This is a genomic window from Actinomycetospora atypica (genome assembly GCF_042653685.1).
Taxonomy (GTDB): Bacteria; Actinomycetota; Actinomycetes; order Mycobacteriales; family Pseudonocardiaceae; genus Actinomycetospora; species Actinomycetospora atypica.
Genome location: NZ_JBHSIV010000005.1, coordinates 138251 through 152730, shown reverse-complemented (window position 1 = coordinate 152730; position 14480 = coordinate 138251). Strand labels below are relative to the sequence as shown.

The 14480-nt window shown below is 74.2% G+C and carries 20 protein-coding genes; 8 read left to right on the top strand and 12 right to left on the bottom strand.

All coding sequences use genetic code 11. The features are described 5' to 3' along the window. Positions 1-9: 9 nt before the first annotated feature. Positions 10-534, bottom strand: a complete 525-nt coding sequence (locus tag ACFPBZ_RS06710; protein WP_378035244.1) for a L,D-transpeptidase — start codon at positions 532-534, stop codon at positions 10-12. 126 nt (positions 535-660) lie between these two features. Next, positions 661-1827, bottom strand: a complete 1167-nt coding sequence (locus ACFPBZ_RS06705) for an MBL fold metallo-hydrolase (protein WP_378035243.1) — start codon at positions 1825-1827, stop codon at positions 661-663. A gap of 70 nt (positions 1828-1897) precedes the next feature. Between ACFPBZ_RS06705 and ACFPBZ_RS06700 the strand changes: the two genes are divergently transcribed. Beyond that, entirely contained in the window at positions 1898-3148 is a 1251-nt protein-coding gene (locus ACFPBZ_RS06700) for an APC family permease (protein ID WP_378035242.1), read from the top strand. Here the strand turns inward: ACFPBZ_RS06700 and ACFPBZ_RS06695 are convergent. The 4 genes from ACFPBZ_RS06695 to ACFPBZ_RS06680 all read right to left on the bottom strand — a co-directional run bounded on the left by ACFPBZ_RS06695 (position 3135) and on the right by ACFPBZ_RS06680 (position 5953). Continuing rightward, complete coding sequence (locus tag ACFPBZ_RS06695) at positions 3135-3767, bottom strand: TetR/AcrR family transcriptional regulator (protein ID WP_378035241.1); 633 nt, start codon at positions 3765-3767, stop codon at positions 3135-3137. The two genes, ACFPBZ_RS06700 and ACFPBZ_RS06695, sit on opposite strands and share 14 nt — an antisense overlap. 314 nt (positions 3768-4081) lie before the next feature. Next, positions 4082-4495 carry an arsenate reductase ArsC gene (locus ACFPBZ_RS06690; RefSeq protein WP_378035240.1) on the bottom strand — a complete coding sequence of 138 codons (414 nt, stop codon included), beginning with the start codon at positions 4493-4495 and terminating at the stop codon, positions 4082-4084. Further along, the gene (gene arsB, locus ACFPBZ_RS06685) at positions 4488-5591 is read right to left on the bottom strand and encodes an ACR3 family arsenite efflux transporter (RefSeq protein ID WP_378035239.1); all 1104 of its coding nucleotides are present in this window, start codon (positions 5589-5591) and stop codon (positions 4488-4490) included. The genes ACFPBZ_RS06690 and arsB overlap by 8 nt, the downstream gene beginning before the upstream one ends. Beyond that, positions 5588-5953 carry an ArsR/SmtB family transcription factor gene (locus ACFPBZ_RS06680; protein ID WP_378035238.1) on the bottom strand — a complete coding sequence of 122 codons (366 nt, stop codon included), beginning with the start codon at positions 5951-5953 and terminating at the stop codon, positions 5588-5590. Before ACFPBZ_RS06680 ends, arsB begins: the two co-directional genes overlap by 4 nt. 72 nt (positions 5954-6025) lie before the next feature. On the opposite strand from ACFPBZ_RS06680, the gene ACFPBZ_RS06675 reads away from it, so the two are divergent. Further along, complete coding sequence (locus tag ACFPBZ_RS06675; RefSeq protein WP_378035237.1) at positions 6026-6442, top strand: ArsI/CadI family heavy metal resistance metalloenzyme; 417 nt, start codon at positions 6026-6028, stop codon at positions 6440-6442. 4 nt (positions 6443-6446) lie between these two features. Here the strand turns inward: ACFPBZ_RS06675 and ACFPBZ_RS06670 are convergent, their stop codons facing one another. Continuing rightward, a complete protein-coding gene (locus ACFPBZ_RS06670; RefSeq protein ID WP_378035236.1) occupies positions 6447-6794 on the bottom strand; it encodes a hypothetical protein in 348 nt (115 codons plus the stop codon). Between the two features lie 165 nt (positions 6795-6959). Between ACFPBZ_RS06670 and ACFPBZ_RS06665 the strand changes: the two genes are divergently transcribed. Next, the gene (locus tag ACFPBZ_RS06665; RefSeq protein ID WP_378035235.1) at positions 6960-7205 is read left to right on the top strand and encodes a hypothetical protein; all 246 of its coding nucleotides are present in this window, start codon (positions 6960-6962) and stop codon (positions 7203-7205) included. 12 nt (positions 7206-7217) lie between these two features. Here ACFPBZ_RS06665 and ACFPBZ_RS06660 read toward each other — a convergent pair whose 3' ends face one another. After that, entirely contained in the window at positions 7218-8084 is an 867-nt protein-coding gene (locus ACFPBZ_RS06660) for an amidohydrolase family protein (protein WP_378035344.1), read from the bottom strand. A 252-nt stretch (positions 8085-8336) separates the two neighbouring features. Here ACFPBZ_RS06660 and ACFPBZ_RS06655 point away from each other — a divergent pair, with 252 nt between their 5' ends. From ACFPBZ_RS06655 to ACFPBZ_RS06645, 3 genes are all read left to right on the top strand, one after another. Further along, positions 8337-8930, top strand: coding sequence for a hypothetical protein (locus ACFPBZ_RS06655; protein WP_378035234.1), 594 nt, complete (start codon positions 8337-8339; stop codon positions 8928-8930). 46 nt (positions 8931-8976) lie between these two features. Next, positions 8977-10071 carry an alpha/beta hydrolase fold domain-containing protein gene (locus tag ACFPBZ_RS06650; RefSeq protein ID WP_378035233.1) on the top strand — a complete coding sequence of 365 codons (1095 nt, stop codon included), beginning with the start codon at positions 8977-8979 and terminating at the stop codon, positions 10069-10071. Positions 10072-10159: 88 nt separating this feature from the next. Then, entirely contained in the window at positions 10160-10315 is a 156-nt protein-coding gene (locus ACFPBZ_RS06645; RefSeq protein ID WP_378035232.1) for a hypothetical protein, read from the top strand. On the opposite strand, the gene ACFPBZ_RS06640 is transcribed toward ACFPBZ_RS06645, so the two are convergent. Then, positions 10312-11061, bottom strand: coding sequence for a GAF and ANTAR domain-containing protein (locus ACFPBZ_RS06640; RefSeq protein WP_378035231.1), 750 nt, complete (start codon positions 11059-11061; stop codon positions 10312-10314). The two genes, ACFPBZ_RS06645 and ACFPBZ_RS06640, sit on opposite strands and share 4 nt — an antisense overlap. Positions 11062-11357: 296 nt before the next feature. Beyond that, positions 11358-11765 (bottom strand): VOC family protein, encoded by a 408-nt coding sequence (locus tag ACFPBZ_RS06635; RefSeq protein ID WP_378035230.1) that lies wholly within the window; start codon positions 11763-11765, stop codon positions 11358-11360. Positions 11766-12011: 246 nt separating this feature from the next. Between ACFPBZ_RS06635 and ACFPBZ_RS06630 the strand changes: the two genes are divergently transcribed. Beyond that, complete coding sequence (locus ACFPBZ_RS06630) at positions 12012-12545, top strand: hypothetical protein (protein WP_378035229.1); 534 nt, start codon at positions 12012-12014, stop codon at positions 12543-12545. A 15-nt stretch (positions 12546-12560) separates the two neighbouring features. Here ACFPBZ_RS06630 and ACFPBZ_RS06625 read toward each other — a convergent pair whose 3' ends face one another. After that, entirely contained in the window at positions 12561-12905 is a 345-nt protein-coding gene (locus tag ACFPBZ_RS06625; RefSeq protein ID WP_378035228.1) for a cupin domain-containing protein, read from the bottom strand. Positions 12906-13098: 193 nt separating this feature from the next. Between ACFPBZ_RS06625 and ACFPBZ_RS06620 the strand changes: the two genes are divergently transcribed. Then, entirely contained in the window at positions 13099-13674 is a 576-nt protein-coding gene (locus ACFPBZ_RS06620) for a TetR/AcrR family transcriptional regulator (protein WP_378035227.1), read from the top strand. On the opposite strand, the gene ACFPBZ_RS06615 is transcribed toward ACFPBZ_RS06620, so the two are convergent. Further along, the gene (locus ACFPBZ_RS06615; protein WP_378035226.1) at positions 13671-14474 is read right to left on the bottom strand and encodes an alpha/beta fold hydrolase; all 804 of its coding nucleotides are present in this window, start codon (positions 14472-14474) and stop codon (positions 13671-13673) included. The genes ACFPBZ_RS06620 and ACFPBZ_RS06615 overlap by 4 nt on opposite strands. Positions 14475-14480 lie beyond the last annotated feature (6 nt).

Genomic DNA, 14480 nt, shown 5'->3' with positions numbered 1-14480 from the left:
GCGACCGGCTCAGCGATGGGCACGCTCCACGGAGCCGTTGACGACCTGGACCTTGTCGCCGATCTGGAGCTCGGCGAACGTCGCCTTCGCGTCGTCGTCCTCCATCCGGACGCAGCCGGCCGAGGACCGGGCCGGGTCGCCGGCGTGGAAGGCGATGCCGCCGTCGTTGAAGAAGACCGAGTACGGCATCGGGGCGGGACGGCCGTCGGGCGTCCTCGACTCGCCGCTGACGTGGTCCTTGTCCTTGCGGTAGACGCGCAACGAGTGCCCGACCGGCGTCGCGTACCCCTCGCCGCCGGTGGCGATCGTCATCGGGCCGCGGACGACCTCCCCGTCCCGGGCCAGCCAGGCACGCTGGGTCTCGAGGTCGACGCAGGCCCGCACCGACACCGAGCACGGGGTGCCCGGGACCGCCGCCTCGGCGTGGGCCGCCCGGGCCACGGAGTTGTTCTCGGTCGAGACGGCATCGGCCAGCGCCGGCACCGCGAACGTCCCCGCGGCGGCGACGGCCACGCTCGACAGCGTCAGCGCCATCCACCAGCGTCGTCGGGAGGGGCGCGGGGCCGTCGGGGCGTGGTGCCGTCCGCTGGGGCTCGTGATGTCGCCGAAGATGGTCCGACCTCCTCATGACCGGGAGGAGTGGTTTCCCCTCGTCTGCCGTCACGCTCTGGATCGGCACGACACGGAAGGATCCCGAGGGGCCAAGCGGGCGAACCGTCGTCGCCACGAACGGCCGCGCGTGCGCACGTCCCGCCACCAGGGCGCACCGCGGTCGTCGGGACGCGTGAGGTCGAGGCGCTCGCCGGGCCGCGGGAGCGCCAGCACCACGTCGTGCTCGGCGGCCGCCCGGAGCGTGCGCTCCCCCGGCTCGTCCCACGGGTGGAAGCCGAGCGCGTAGGTCGCCCAGTGCACCGGCAGCATCACCCGGCCGCCGAGGTCGACGTGGCCCGCGACGGCCTGCTCGGGCGTGGTGTGGACGTCGGGCCAGATGTCCGCGTAGGCCCCGACGGGCATGAGGGTGAGGTCGAACGGGCCGTGCGCCGCGCCGGCCCGGGCGTGGGCGGTCGTCGGGCCCGTGTCGCCGGCGACGTAGACGGTGTGGCCGGGCCCGGCCACCTTCCACGCCGCCCACTGCGTGGTGTTGCGGCGGAGGCCGCGGCCCGAGAAGTGCCGGGCCTCGAGGCAGGTGAACGTCAGGCCGACGACCCCGACGGCGTCGTCCCAGTCGGCCTCGACGATGCGGGCGGCGGCGACGCCCCAGGCCCGCAGGTGGGCGCCGACCCCGAGCGGCGCGACGAACACGGCACCGGTGCGCCGGGCGAGCCGGGTGACGGTGGCGCGGTCGAGGTGGTCGTAGTGGTCGTGGCTGAGCAGGACGACGTCGATCTCGCCGAGCTCGTCGACCGCCACCGCGAACTCGTGCAGGCGCTCGGGTCCGAAGCCCGGGACGGGCGAGGTGCGCCGCGACCAGACCGGGTCGACGAGCACGCGGCGGCCGTCCACCTCGAGCAGGGTGCTCGCGTGGCCGAACCACGTCGCCGCGAGGGCCGCGCGCCCCGGGGTGTCGCGCCGGAGCGGGATCTCCCCCGGCGGCCGGCCCAGCGCGCGACGGCGGAGCACCATGGTCGCCACCTGGCGCAGCGTCACGTCGGGGCGCGGCAGCCCCGGCTCACGGTTGGCGAAGGTCCCGTCGGGCGCGTTCACCGACCCCGCCGCGGCCCGCCGGAGCTCGGCGCGCCGCGCCCCCAGGTTGCGGCGGACGTGCACCCCGAGGGCGGCGACGGGCAGGGCCGCGACGGCGAGCAGGGCCCGGGGCGTACCGATCATGGCGCCGAGGATAGGGACGACCCCGTCGCACCGAGGAGTACGCGGGCCACCCGCCGGGCACCGCAGCCCCGTGACCGCCTCGTCCGGCCCCGCTCCCGACGACCCGCCCTCCCTGGAACGTCGGCTCGGGCTCGGGGACGCCGTGGTGATCGGTCTCGGCTCCATGCTCGGGGCCGGGGTGTTCGCCGCCTTCGGCCCCGCCGCGGCCGTGGCGGGGTCGGGCCTGCTGATCGCGCTGGCGCTCGCCGCGGTCGTGGCCTACGCCAACGCCACCTCCTCGGCCCGCCTCGCCGCGGTGTACCCCGAGTCGGGCGGCACCTACGTCTACGGGCGGCGCCGCCTCGGTGACCCGTGGGGTTTCCTGGCGGGCTGGGGGTTCGTCGTCGGGAAGACCGCCTCCTGCGCGGCGATGGCCCTGACCCTCGGCGCCTACGCCTGGCCCGAGCACGCCCGGACGGTCGCCGCGGCCGCGGTGGTGGTGCTCGTGGTGGTCAACCTGCTCGGGGTGTCGAAGACCGCGGGGGTGACCCGGGTGCTGGTGGTCCTCGTGTTCCTCGCCCTGGCCGCGGTGGTCGCGGGCGCCGTCACCACCCCGGACGCCGGCGCCGACCGGCTCGTCGACTGGTTCCCGCAGGGCCCGCTCGGGGTGCTGCAGGCCGCCGGGCTGCTGTTCTTCGCCTTCGCCGGCTACGCCCGTATCGCCACGCTGGGCGAGGAGGTGCGCGACCCCGCCCGGACGATCCCGCGGGCGATCCCGCTGGCCCTGGGCATCGTCGTGGTCGTCTACGCCGTGGTCGGGGCGACCGCGCTGGCCGCCGTGGGGCCCGCCGCCCTCGCCGCGTCGCCGACCCCGCTGGCCACGGCCGCCGGTGGGCCGTTGGCAGTGGTCGTGCGCGTCGGCGGCGCCGTGGCCGCGGCCGGGGTGCTGCTCTCCCTGCTGGCCGGGGTCGCGCGCACCACGCTGGCCATGGCGCGCGATCGCGAGCTCCCCCACGTCCTCGCCGCGATCCACCCCCGCTCCCGCGTGCCGCACCGCGCGGAGATCGTCGTGGGCGTCGTCGTCCTGGTGCTGGTGACGACGACCGACGTCCGCGCGGTGATCGGGTTCTCCAGCTTCGCGGTGCTCGTCTACTACGCGATCGCGAACGCCTCGGCGCTCACCCTGCGCGAGGCCGGGCGACGGTCCACCGCGATCGCCGTGACCGGGCTGGTGGGGTGCGTCGTGCTCGCCGCCACGCTCCCCCCGGTCAGCCTGCTCGCCGGGCTGGGTGTGCTCCTCGTCGGGCTCCTGGGACGGGCGGTCCGGCTCAGGCGGGGGTGACGGCCACGTCGAGGAGCCGGCAGGCCAGCCGGTGGAGCCGGGCGACGGCCGCCTCGGGGTCGTGGTCGGGCGCGGTGAGGTGGCTGAGCGTGGCCCGCACGACGACGTCGGCGGCATCGTCGAGCACGGCCGTCGGGAGCCGCGGGCGGCGCGACCGGAGCGCGGTCGTCAGCATCAGCCGTGCCCGGGCGATGATCGGGGCGCTGCCCGTGGTGAGCAGCGGGAGCAGCGCGGTGTCGCCGTGGTCGGCGTCGAGGACCGCCGCGAGGAAGGGCTGCCCCTCCCGCGCGGATACGGCGATCCGGAGCGCGGTCAGCAGCCCGGCCTCCAGGTTCGGGGCGTCGAGCAGGGCCTGGCCGACCCGGGCGATGACGCGGTCGGCCTCGTGGGCGACGAGCGCGGTCGCGATCCCGTCCTTGTCGCCGAAGACCCGGGCCAGCGCCGAGCGCGAGACCCCGGAGAGCTTGGCCAGGTCGGCGATGCGGACGCGTTCCCAGCCGAACTGGGTGGCGGCGGTGGAGGCGGTCTCGAGGACCCGCTCCCGGAGCAGGTCGCGGTACTGCTGGTGCAGCCCGTCCTGGCGGTGCCCCGGGACGGGTCGGGGAGGTGGCGGGGTCACGCGTCACGCCCCTCGGAGGACTCGACCGCCGGGGGTGGCGGGGGCCGGCTCGCGGCCGGCCCGTGGAGCGGGCAGAGCGGATTGACGAAGTCGTTCCCGCGTCTGTCGGTGGGCATCCGGTTGAGCAGCACCGAACAGAGACAACCGCCGTCGAGAGCCTCGGGGCTCCCGGGCGGTGCCGCGGGTGGGGTGTCGGACAGGGGATCGTGCATCGTCTGCCTCCCGTCGGGGACGACGTCGGGCGCGGTCACTTCCATGTCGTCTATCGGCCGCCGGCCCGCCACCGTTACCGATTCGAGACAATGTGACGTGGGTCAGTCCGAGCCGGCGGTCAGCTCGGCCAGGAGGCCGCGGACCCTCCGGTCGATGTCGTCGCGGATCGGGCGCACCTCGTCGACGCTCCTCCCGGCCGGGTCGTCGAGCTCCCAGTCGAGGTAGCGCTTGCCCGGGAAGACCGGGCACGCGTCGCCGCACCCCATCGTGATGACGACGTCAGCGGCCTCCACGTCGTCGGACGTCAGCCGGGTCGGGACCTCCCGGGACAGGTCGATGCCGAGCTCGTCCATCACCTCGCGCACCGCCGGGTTGATCGTGTCGGCGGGGGCGGAGCCCGCGGAGCGCACCGCGACCCGGCCCGCGGCGTGGTGGGCGAGCAGGGCGGCCGCCATCTGGGAGCGCCCGGCGTTGTGCACGCACACGAACAGGACCTCGGGACGTCGGTCAGCCACGGCGGGCCTCCTCGGGAGGGACGGCCGGGAAGAGCCGGCGACGCAGGGCGAGGGACACGTAGACCAGCGCCACCAGCACGGGGACCTCGATCAGCGGCCCGACGACCCCGGCGAGCGCCTGCCCGGACGTCGCGCCCCAGGTGGCGATCGCGACGGCGATGGCGAGCTCGAAATTGTTGCCCGCGGCGGTGAACGCGAGCGTGGTGGTGCGCTCGTAGCCCAGCCCGACCGCGCGACCGAAGGCGTAGGACCCGGCCCACATCACGGCGAAGTAGATGAGCAGGGGCAGGGCGATCCGGACGACGTCGAGGGGCCGGGAGACGATTGCGTCGCCCTGCAGCGCGAAGAGGACGACGATCGTGAACAGCAGCCCGTAGAGCGCGAACGGGCCGATCCGCGGCAGGAAGGTCGTCTCGTACCAGTCGCGGCCGCGCGCCCGCTCCCCGATCCGACGGGTCAGGTAGCCGGCGAGCAGCGGGATCCCGAGGAAGATCAGCACGGAGCGGACGATCGCCCAGGGCGAGACGTCGAGCCCCGCGGCGGGCAGGCCGAGCCAGGCCGGGAGGACCGCGAGGTAGAACCAGCCCAGGGCGCCGAAGGCGATCACCTGGAAGACGGAGTTGAGCGCGACCAGCACGGCGGCGGCCTCGCGGTCGCCGCAGGCCAGGTCGTTCCAGATGACGACCATGGCGATGCACCGGGCCAGCCCGACGACGATCAGGCCGGTGCGGTACTCGGGCAGGTCCGGCAGCAGCAGCCACGCCAGCGCGAACATCAGTGCCGGACCGAGGATCCAATTGAGGATCAACGAGGAGACCAGCAGGCGCTTGTCGGAGGTGACGGTACCGAGGCGGTCGTAGCGGACCTTCGCCAGCACCGGGTACATCATCACCAGCAGCCCGAGGGCGATCGGGAGAGAGACCCCGTCGATCGCGACCGCGCCGAGGGCCTCGCCGAGGCCGGGGACCAGACGTCCGGCGAGCAGGCCGACCACCATCGCGGCGAGGATCCACACGGGCAGGAACCGGTCGAGCGTCGACAGCGTCGCGACGACGCCGGCGTCGCCCTGATCGGTCCGCGTACCGAAGGCGCTCACGCCGTCATCTCCGGGACGAGCACGTCGGACAGCCGCCCGAGCAGCTCCGGCCGCACCCGGTAGTAGATCCAGGTTCCCCGTCGCTCCCCGGTGATCAGACCGGCCTCGCGCAGCACCTTCAGGTGGTGGGAGATCGTCGGGCCCGACAGCTCGAAGACCCCGGTGAGGTCGCAGACGCACGCCTCGCCGCCCGCGTGGGACGCGATCAGGGAGAGCAGCCGGAGCCGCACGGGGTCGCCCAGCGCCTTGAACACCCGGGCCAGCTCGGCCGACCGGTCCGCCGACAGCGGCTCCCGCACCAGCGGGGAACACCCGACGGCCCCGGCGGGCCGGTCGAGGACCCGCTCCTCCTGCTTCGACATCGTTCTATCTTGACGCACGTCGAAGCAGGCCGCACGGTGGGCCTCGACCGTCGTCGAACCGGGGAGTGCGTGATGTCGCGAGTGCAGCTGGCCCTGCGGGTGTCCGACCTCGAGGGGTCGGTGCGCTTCTACACGTCGTTGCTCGGCGTCGAGCCGGCCAAGCGCCGGCCCGGCTACGCCAACTTCGCCGTGGCCGACCCGCCGCTGAAGCTGGTGCTGCTCGAGGGCGAGCCCGGCCGGCCCACCGTGATGGACCACCTCGGGGTCGAGGTGGCGACCACCGGCGAGGTCGACGCCGCCACCGCCCGCCTGGACGAGCTCGGCCTGTTCACGCAGGTGGAGGACGACACCACCTGCTGCTACGCCCGCCAGGACAAGGTCTGGGTGCACGGCCCCGGCGCCGAGCCCTGGGAGGTCTACACCGTCAAGGAGGACTCGGCGGTCTACGGGACCGACGGGGTCCTCGCCCGGGAGGACGGCTGCTGCTGACCCGTCAGCGGGGAGTCGCGGGCTCCCAGCGGCGGACCGCCTCGAAGGCGAGACCCAGGCCCAGGGCGACCGGCGGGTCGATCAGGCCGGTCACCAGCAGCGCGGTGGTCCCCAGGAACACCGGCAGCCGCGAGGGCAGCAGGTCGCGCACCGTCCGCACCGTCACCGCGAGGGTCTCCCCCACCGGCTCCACCCATCCCGACGAGGCCGGGTGCGCGTTCGGCACGTCGACCGGGCGGGAGATCTCCACCGCCGCACCCACCGGGGCCGCCGGGGTGGTGGGCGGCGGCGTCCCGGCGTTCGTGGGGTGCTTCGCCGCGGCGACGGTCTCGTCCTTGTGCTTCTTGGCCATCTTCTCGACGCTACGCCGACACGGGCCGTCCACCGGCCCCGTGATCACTCCGGGGACGGGCTGCGGCGGCGGAGTGACGCACGAGACGGAGCCGGTGGAGCCACCGCGCCGATATCGTTCACGGAGCGGGCGGGCAGACCGTCGCCGGTCGACGATGGAGGACACGTGGAGCCCGACCTCGAGATCGCGGGACGCGGGCTCGACCAGTTCGTCCCCGGCCTGCGCGACGCCGCGATCGACCTCTTCGACGCCGTCCACGACAAGGTCGACGAGCTCGGGCCCGCACGCCCCGACCTCCTCACGACGTTCGGGGAGCAGCTCGGCCGCGTGTGGGACCGGACCCCGGAGCAGGAGCGCCCCATCGCGGTCCTCGACGTGCTCCGCGCCGTGCTCACCGGCACGAAGGTCTGACCCTCCCCGCCCTCAGGCGCCGAGCCCGAGGACGCGCACCGCGTTGTCCTTGAGGATCTTCGGGCGCACCTCGGGCTTGATCTCCAGCTGGTCGAAGGCCTTCATCCACCGCTCCGGGGACAGCAGCGGGTGGTCCGACCCGAAGAGCACCTTGTCCTGCAGCATCGTGTTCGCGGCGCGCACCAGCTGGGGCGGGAAGTACTTCGGCGACCAGCCCGACAGGTCGATGTGCACGTTCGGCTTGTGGGTCGCCACCGCGATCGCCTCGTCCTGCCACGGCACCGACGGGTGCGCCATGACGATCGTCAGGTCGGGGAAGTCGACCGCGACGTCGTCGATCAGCATCGGGTTCGACAGCCGCAGCCGGATGCCGCCCCCGCCGGGCATCCTCGACCCGATCCCGGTCTGCCCGGTGTGGAACACCACCGGCACCCGGTGCGCCTGCGCCACCTCCAGCAGCGGGTACGCGCTGCGGTCGGTGGGGTCGAAGTCCTGCAGGCTCGGGTGCAGCTTGAGCCCGCGCACCCCCTTCCCGACGATGAGGCGCTCCAGATCCGCGGCCCCCGCGGCGCCCTTGGCCGGGTCGATGCCCGCGAACGGGATCAGGACGTCGGGGTGGCGGGCGGCGCCCTCGGCCACCTCGTCGTTGGACAGCGCGGGGTGGCCCAGGAACGCCTCGGCGTCGACGGTGAACACGACCGCGGCCATCCGCGCCGCGCGGTAGTGCTCGGCGATCTCGTCGATCGTGGGGGTGGCGGGGTGGGCGCCGAAGTAGGCCGCGGCGGCCTGCAGGTAGGCCTCGGGCAGGCTGCGCCGCCCGGCGGCGTCGACCTCGATGTGGACGTGGACGTCGATCGCGTCCAGCTGCCCGGGGTCGATGCTCACGGTGTCGGTCACGGGCGGCCTCCGGGGTGTGTCCGTCGCTGGGCGTTCGGCGACGAGTCTGCCGGGGCGGATGCGATGCTCGTCGGGAAGATCGAGGTCGACACGGGGAGCGGACACGTCGGATGAAGATCGACGCACGGCTCGCGATGTCCGCCGTCGGCTCCCCGCGCGAGGCCGCCGGCGTCCTCCGGGCCCGCTCCCGGCCCTGATCGCGACCGGTCGGACCCGGCGGGCAGCATGTCGACCATGACTTCCCGACGTGCCGGACGGCTGCGGCTGCTCGCGGGCATGGTGATCGCGAACCGCCCGTGGCGTCTGGTGCTCGGCATGCGCAGTGCGCTCGCGGCGGTCCTCGCCACCAGCGCCTACCTGATCATCACCTCGACGATCTGGCAGCTCGCCGGCGCGCTCAGCACGACGAAGCTCGTCATCACGATGGTGGCGGCCGTGGTGATGATGGTCGGCTGGATCCTCGGCGCCCACCGTCTCTGGCGCAGCCGTGAGGAGCTGGGCGACCGCTGGGACCCCGTCCTGTGGAACCTCTCCACCGTGCTCACCCTGCTGATCGGGGTGGTGACGATGGCGGCGGCGGTGTTCGCCTTCAACATCGTCGTGACGGTGTTCTTCCTCGAGCCGCCGGTCTACTCCAGCGACGCCGCGACGTGGGAGGGCTTCGTCGACCACGTGCGACTCGCCTGGCTCGCCACCGGCTTCGCGACGGTCGCGGGGGCGATCGGCTCGGGGCTCGACAGCGACGCCGCCGTCGAGGCGGCCACCTACGAGGGAGAGCAGGAGCGCGAGGCGTCGGGCAGTCGCGAGCGCGTTGACCGTCGTTCGTGACCGTCGTCATACTCCGGCGGGCCCCAGCGCTCGTCGAGGAGCAGACATGACCGGCACGACGACCACGCCCGTCCCGCCCGGTCGCCTCGGCGACCCCGACCGGAGCCTCGGCACCGACCCGCGGGCCGATCCGCGGATGATGGCCGTGCTCGGCCCGCTCGGGCTCGGCGACCAGGCGGCGGGCGGAGCGCCCGGCCCGGACACGCCGCTCGAGGAGCTCCGCGACTTCGTCACGGCGACCGAGGTCGGGTTCGAGGGCCTGTTCACCGTCCTCGCCGAGGGTGCGCCGCGGGCGCAGGGCGTCGTGTCCGAGGAGCGGACGATCGACGGCCCGGACGGCAACGCGATCACCCTCTACGTCGTCCGCCCCGCCGATGCCGACGGCCCTCTTCCCGGCCTGCTCCAGATCCACGGCGGCGGCATGGTGATGCTGTCGGGCTCCGGACCCGTCTACCGCAACTGGCGCGAGGAGCTCGCGGCCGCCGGCACGGTCGTCGTCGGGGTGGAGTACCGCAACGGCGGGGGCGTGCACGGGCCGCACCCGTTCCCCGCCGGGTTGAACGACTGCGCCGCGGCCCTGCGCTGGGTCGGCGAGAACCGCGCGGAGCTCGGCATCACCGACATCGTCGTCACGGGCGACTCGGGCGGCGGCAACATCGCCCTGGCGCTCGCCCTCAAGGCGAGGCGGGAGGGCTGGCTCGACGTCATCGCCGGGGTCTACGCGCAGTCGCCGTACATCGTCGGGGACTGGGAGGGCGCGGTCGGCGAGCTGGCGTCGCTGACCGAGAACGACCGGTACTGGCTCAACCGCGAGCTCTTCACGCCCCTGGCCGAGGTGTACGACCCGGGCGCCGCGAACCGCGACGAACCGACCTGCTGGCCCTACCGGGCCACGGGCGCCGACCTCGCGGGGCTGCCGCCCCACGTCATCGTCGTGAACGAGCTCGACCCCCTGCGCGACGAGGGCCTGGCCTACCACCGGCGGCTCCTCGCCCACGGGGTGCGGTCGGTCGGCAAGGTCAACCTCGGCCTCTGCCACGTCGGGGAGATCCTGTTCCGCGCGGCCATGCCCGACGTCTACCTCGACGCCGTCCGCGCCGTCACCGGCTTCGCCCGAGGCCTGCAGGACGAGGCCCGGTAGCTCCGGCGCCCTGTCCGGGCGGGGACCGGGCCGGACTTCAGTCGTTCGACGGTTCCCCCGGAGGACGAATCGGACCAGGGTTGTCCGCATGGACATCTCGCCTGCCGACCCCTCGCCGTCCTCGGCCCACGACCCGGCCTCCGGCGAGCTCCACCCCACGTACGAGCACGAGGTCGGCCACGACGCGGAGCTCGAGGCGTTCCTCGCCGCCGAGCGGACCGCGAACGACTACCACCCGGACTAGCGCCCGGGTCGGTCGACGCGTCCGGCGTCGGGTCGGGCCGAGTTCGCCGCCTCCGTGGGGAGCCAGCGGGCGACCGCCGTGAGCTTGAGGTTGGTGTCCTGCGAGGACCGCACCAGCATCTGGAACGCGGTCTGGTCGTCGACCCCGAACCGTTCCATGAGGATGCCCTTGGCCTGCCCGATCACGTCGCGGCTGTCGACGGCCTTCTGCAGGTTCGCCGCCTGGTTGACGCCCACGAGCACCAGCGCGGCCTGCACGCCGAAGAGCCCGGCCAGGGTGCGTGCGTGCTCGTCGAACGCGTCCGGTTGCCGCGAGTACAGGTTCAACGACCCGCGGACCCCGCCGTCGGAGGTCAACGTGGTCGACATCAGACCGCGGTACCCGGCGGCGACGGCCCCCGGGGCGAACCGGGGCCAGCGCGCGGCGTCGCCGCCGGCGAGGTCCTGGGCGATGACGATCCCGCTGTCCGGCCGGTCCTCGAGCGCGCTGATGCACGGGCCCTCGAACAGCCGGCTCTGGATGTCGTCGATCTTCCGGATGGCCTCACTCGTGGGGTGGCGCGTCTCGATCCGCCCGTGCTCGGTCATCGAGACGCTGGCCGCGTCCACCCCGGGGATCGTCTCCATCGCGCACGAGACGATGCGTCCGAGCGTCTCCTCCAGGTCACGGATGCTGCGGCGATCGGTCAGCGATCGCGCGGCGGACCGCAGGGCGACGACGAGTTGGTCGGTCCGGCCGGGCTCCATGGACGGGTCCCACCTTCACAGGTTGCTGCGAGAGACGGGGCACAGCAACGAGGAAGTGAGTGCTGGCGAGGCAGAGCCGAAGAGGCATGCACGACGCTCTGCCCCCACCGCTACCGGTGGCACGGGAAGCACATGAACCGCGGGACCACCGGGCGCGCGCACCCGCCTGAGCAGGGCTGCGTCCCGAGTCCGATCACGGTCCGTGGTGTCGAACCGCCGGACCGGACCCTACACCCCGGACGGACCTCCCGACCGTCACGCCCGGTAACGACCCAGGAGTGAGGGCGACCGGCCGGTCAGCGCGACGTCGTCGCGAACTTTGCGACCGCGGCGTCGGTCACGGGCGTGAAGAGGTTGACGAGGTTCCCGTCCGGGTCCCGGAGGAGCAGGGCGCGGTTGCCCCAGGGCATCGTCGTGGGCGCGGTGACGAACTCCGCGACCCAGGACCGCAGGGCCTCGTACTCGGCGTCGACGTCCTCGACGATGAACTCGAGGATGACCGAGCGGTTGGCTGCGGACTCGGCCGAGCCGGGCCCGAAGAGCCCTACGGTCCGGGTGCTGCCGATCGCCAGGGTGCCGGACGTGGTGCCGATCTCGGCGAACTCCGCGTTCCCCCAGATCGCCGACCGCCGCGTCACGCGTTCGTAGAAGTCAACGAGGCGGGCGACGTCGTCGGTGATCACGCGGACGGAGACGAGGTTCATGGAGGTGCTCCCGGTCGGTGGGCGCTCCGACCGTCGGGTCGGCGCGTCCCCGACGCTAGATCGGGAGCCGGTCAGGTCCTGTCCTGGTCCGAGCCCGGGCCCGACGGGTCCCGTTCCGCTTGCAGGGCCATGACCAGCATCGATACTCTCGAGGCACGTGACGCCCCGGACCCGGCGCCGCCAGTGCTCGCGCGACCGAGCGACCAGGCCGGGGGGCCGATCATGGCGCAGGGGTTCCAGGACGAAGTGACACAGGCGCCCGACGACCGCGGGTCCGGGCCGCCGCCCCGGCCGGGCGTCGAGGTGATCTCCGCGGGCGGGCGGGTCACCGTGGTCGTCACCGGTGTCGTCGACCGTGCGAGGGCCACCGAGGTATCGGGCGCCCTGCGGGGTCTCGTGGCCGGGAGGGCCGCCGAGGTGGTCGTCGACCTCACCCACGCCTGCGACGGCGCCGCCCTGTTGCCCGCCCTCGCCCGCACCCGTGCCGACCTCGTCGAGCGGGGCGGGGCACTGTGGCTGGCCGGGGTCGCCGTCCCGGAGTTCCTGGCGGCCCTCGTGGCCGCGCCGCTCGAGGAGGTGTTCCTCGTCTACGACGCGGTCAGCCGGGACGCCGAGGGCACCCGGCGCGCATCGGGACGTGGCGGCGCCGCCGGGTCGGCCCGGCGCCGCACCGACTGGCCGCACCCGTCGAGGGCGGCCACGGGCCGACCTCGGGCGCTCCGGGCGGTCACGGACTGGTGGACCGCCTCCCAGGGCCGGGGGGCTCACCGCGCGCGGTGAGCGACGTCCCGTCGCTCAGGCGCCCCGCCGGTGGGCGCCCACGGTCAGCAGGACCGCGGAGTCCTCGAGTGCCGACAGGCCGTGCCGCTCCGGCGGGACCACCAGCAGGTCCCCGGCCAGGCCCTCCCACACGAGGTCGCCGGCGGTGAGGCGAACCCGTCCGTGCAGCACGTGCACGGTGGCCTCGCCGGGGCTCTCGTGCTCGGCGAGATCGCGGCCGGCGGCGATGGCGATGAGGGTCTGGCGCAGGACGTGCTCGTGGCCGCCGTAGACGGTGTGGGCGCTGCGCCCACTGGACACGCGCCGGGCGATCTCGAGGTGCTCCCGCACCAGTGCGGTCAACGACGTCTTGCTCGACACGGCGTCACCCCTCCCGCAGGGCGGTCATGGGCGCAGAACCCTACTCGCCCCGGGAAGCCGTGACGACGCCTCGGATCGAGCGACGAACGGACTCGTTGTCCTCCTCCTGACAGGAACAGGTGGACCCCTTGATCGGCTGAGAACGGATCGCGCGTCCGGTTGACCGGACAGTATGTCCAGTAGCATCGCCGACGTGACCCCCTCGACCGGCACGTCCCGGCGTCCCGACGCGGCCCGCAACCGTGCGGCGCTGCTCGAGGCGGCCCGCGCCGAGCTCGCCGAGAACGACGGGCCGCTGCGCCTGCGGGAGGTGGCCCGTCGCGCGGGGGTCGGGCAGGGCACGTTGTACCGGCACTTCCCCACCCGCGCCGACCTCCTCGGCGCCCTCGTCCTCGACCGGCTCGAGCAGCTGGTGCTCCGCCTCGAGGAGGCGGCCGAGGTCGGCGACGGCCCGGACCTCGCCCGGTCGCTCCACGAGTTCGTCGTCGCCGGCCTCGAGACCGGGCGGGACCCGGTGTTCATCGACGTCCTGGCCGGGGACGCCGAGCAGGGGACGCCCGTGGGTGCGCTGCTCGACCGGTTCGACGAGGCCCTGGCCACTCTCGTGGAGGACGCCCAGGACGCGGGCCTCGTGAGCGACTCCCTGGAGCCCACCGACGTCCTGCGGCTGTTGTGCGGAGTCCAGCGGGCCGTGGCGTTGGCGCCCGACCTCGAGGACCTCCCGGAGCGCTACGCGCCGGCGCTCCTCGCCGCGCTCCGCGAGGCCTAGGGCGGGGTCGTCGAGCGGGCAGCGGCCTCGTCCACCAGCCGGACGATGTCGTCGGGGGTGTCCGACTGCGGGGCGTGCCCGGCCCCGAGCAGCAGCTCGAAGCGGGCGCCGGGCACGGCCGGCACGTAGCGGACGGTCTGTCCGCCGGAGACGCCGTCGAACAGGCCCTGCGCGAGGATCACCGGGCAGTCGACGTCGCCGAGCCCGGTGGGGCGGTCGGTCAGGATCGCGCTCCAGAGCGTCCGCCAGAAGTCGTCGGAGTCGGCGAACCCGTCGCGGACGGCCAATGCCTCCTCGCGCGTCGCCCGCAGGGGTCGGGCCCGGAGCCCGCCGAGCAGGAGGGCCCGTCCCAGGCGGACGCGGGACAGCGGCTCGATCACCGGTCGGACGCGCTGCAGGACCACGCGGGCCACGCTGAGGACCGAGCCCTGGTAGACGCGCTCCAGGGGCATGCTCATGCCCGACGGCGCGATCGCCACCACCGAGCGGGCCCGGTGGCGCCGCGCGAGCTCGAGCCCGACCCGGGCGCCGAGCGAGTTGCCCAGGACGTGGACCCGCGACAGGCCGAGCGTGTCGAGGTCGGCCTCGACGACGTCGGTGATCGCGCCGACGGTGGGCTCCTCGATCAGGGAGGGCGACCCGCCGTGACCCGGGAGGTCTGCGGCCAGCACGTCGTAGGAGGCCTCGAGCCGGCCGCGCAACCCGGCGAAGTCGTCGTGCGAGCTGCCCATGCCGTGCAGCAGGACGAGCGGCTCGCCCGCGCCCCCGCGCTCCCAGAGCAGTGTGGTGCCCACACCCACCGGATG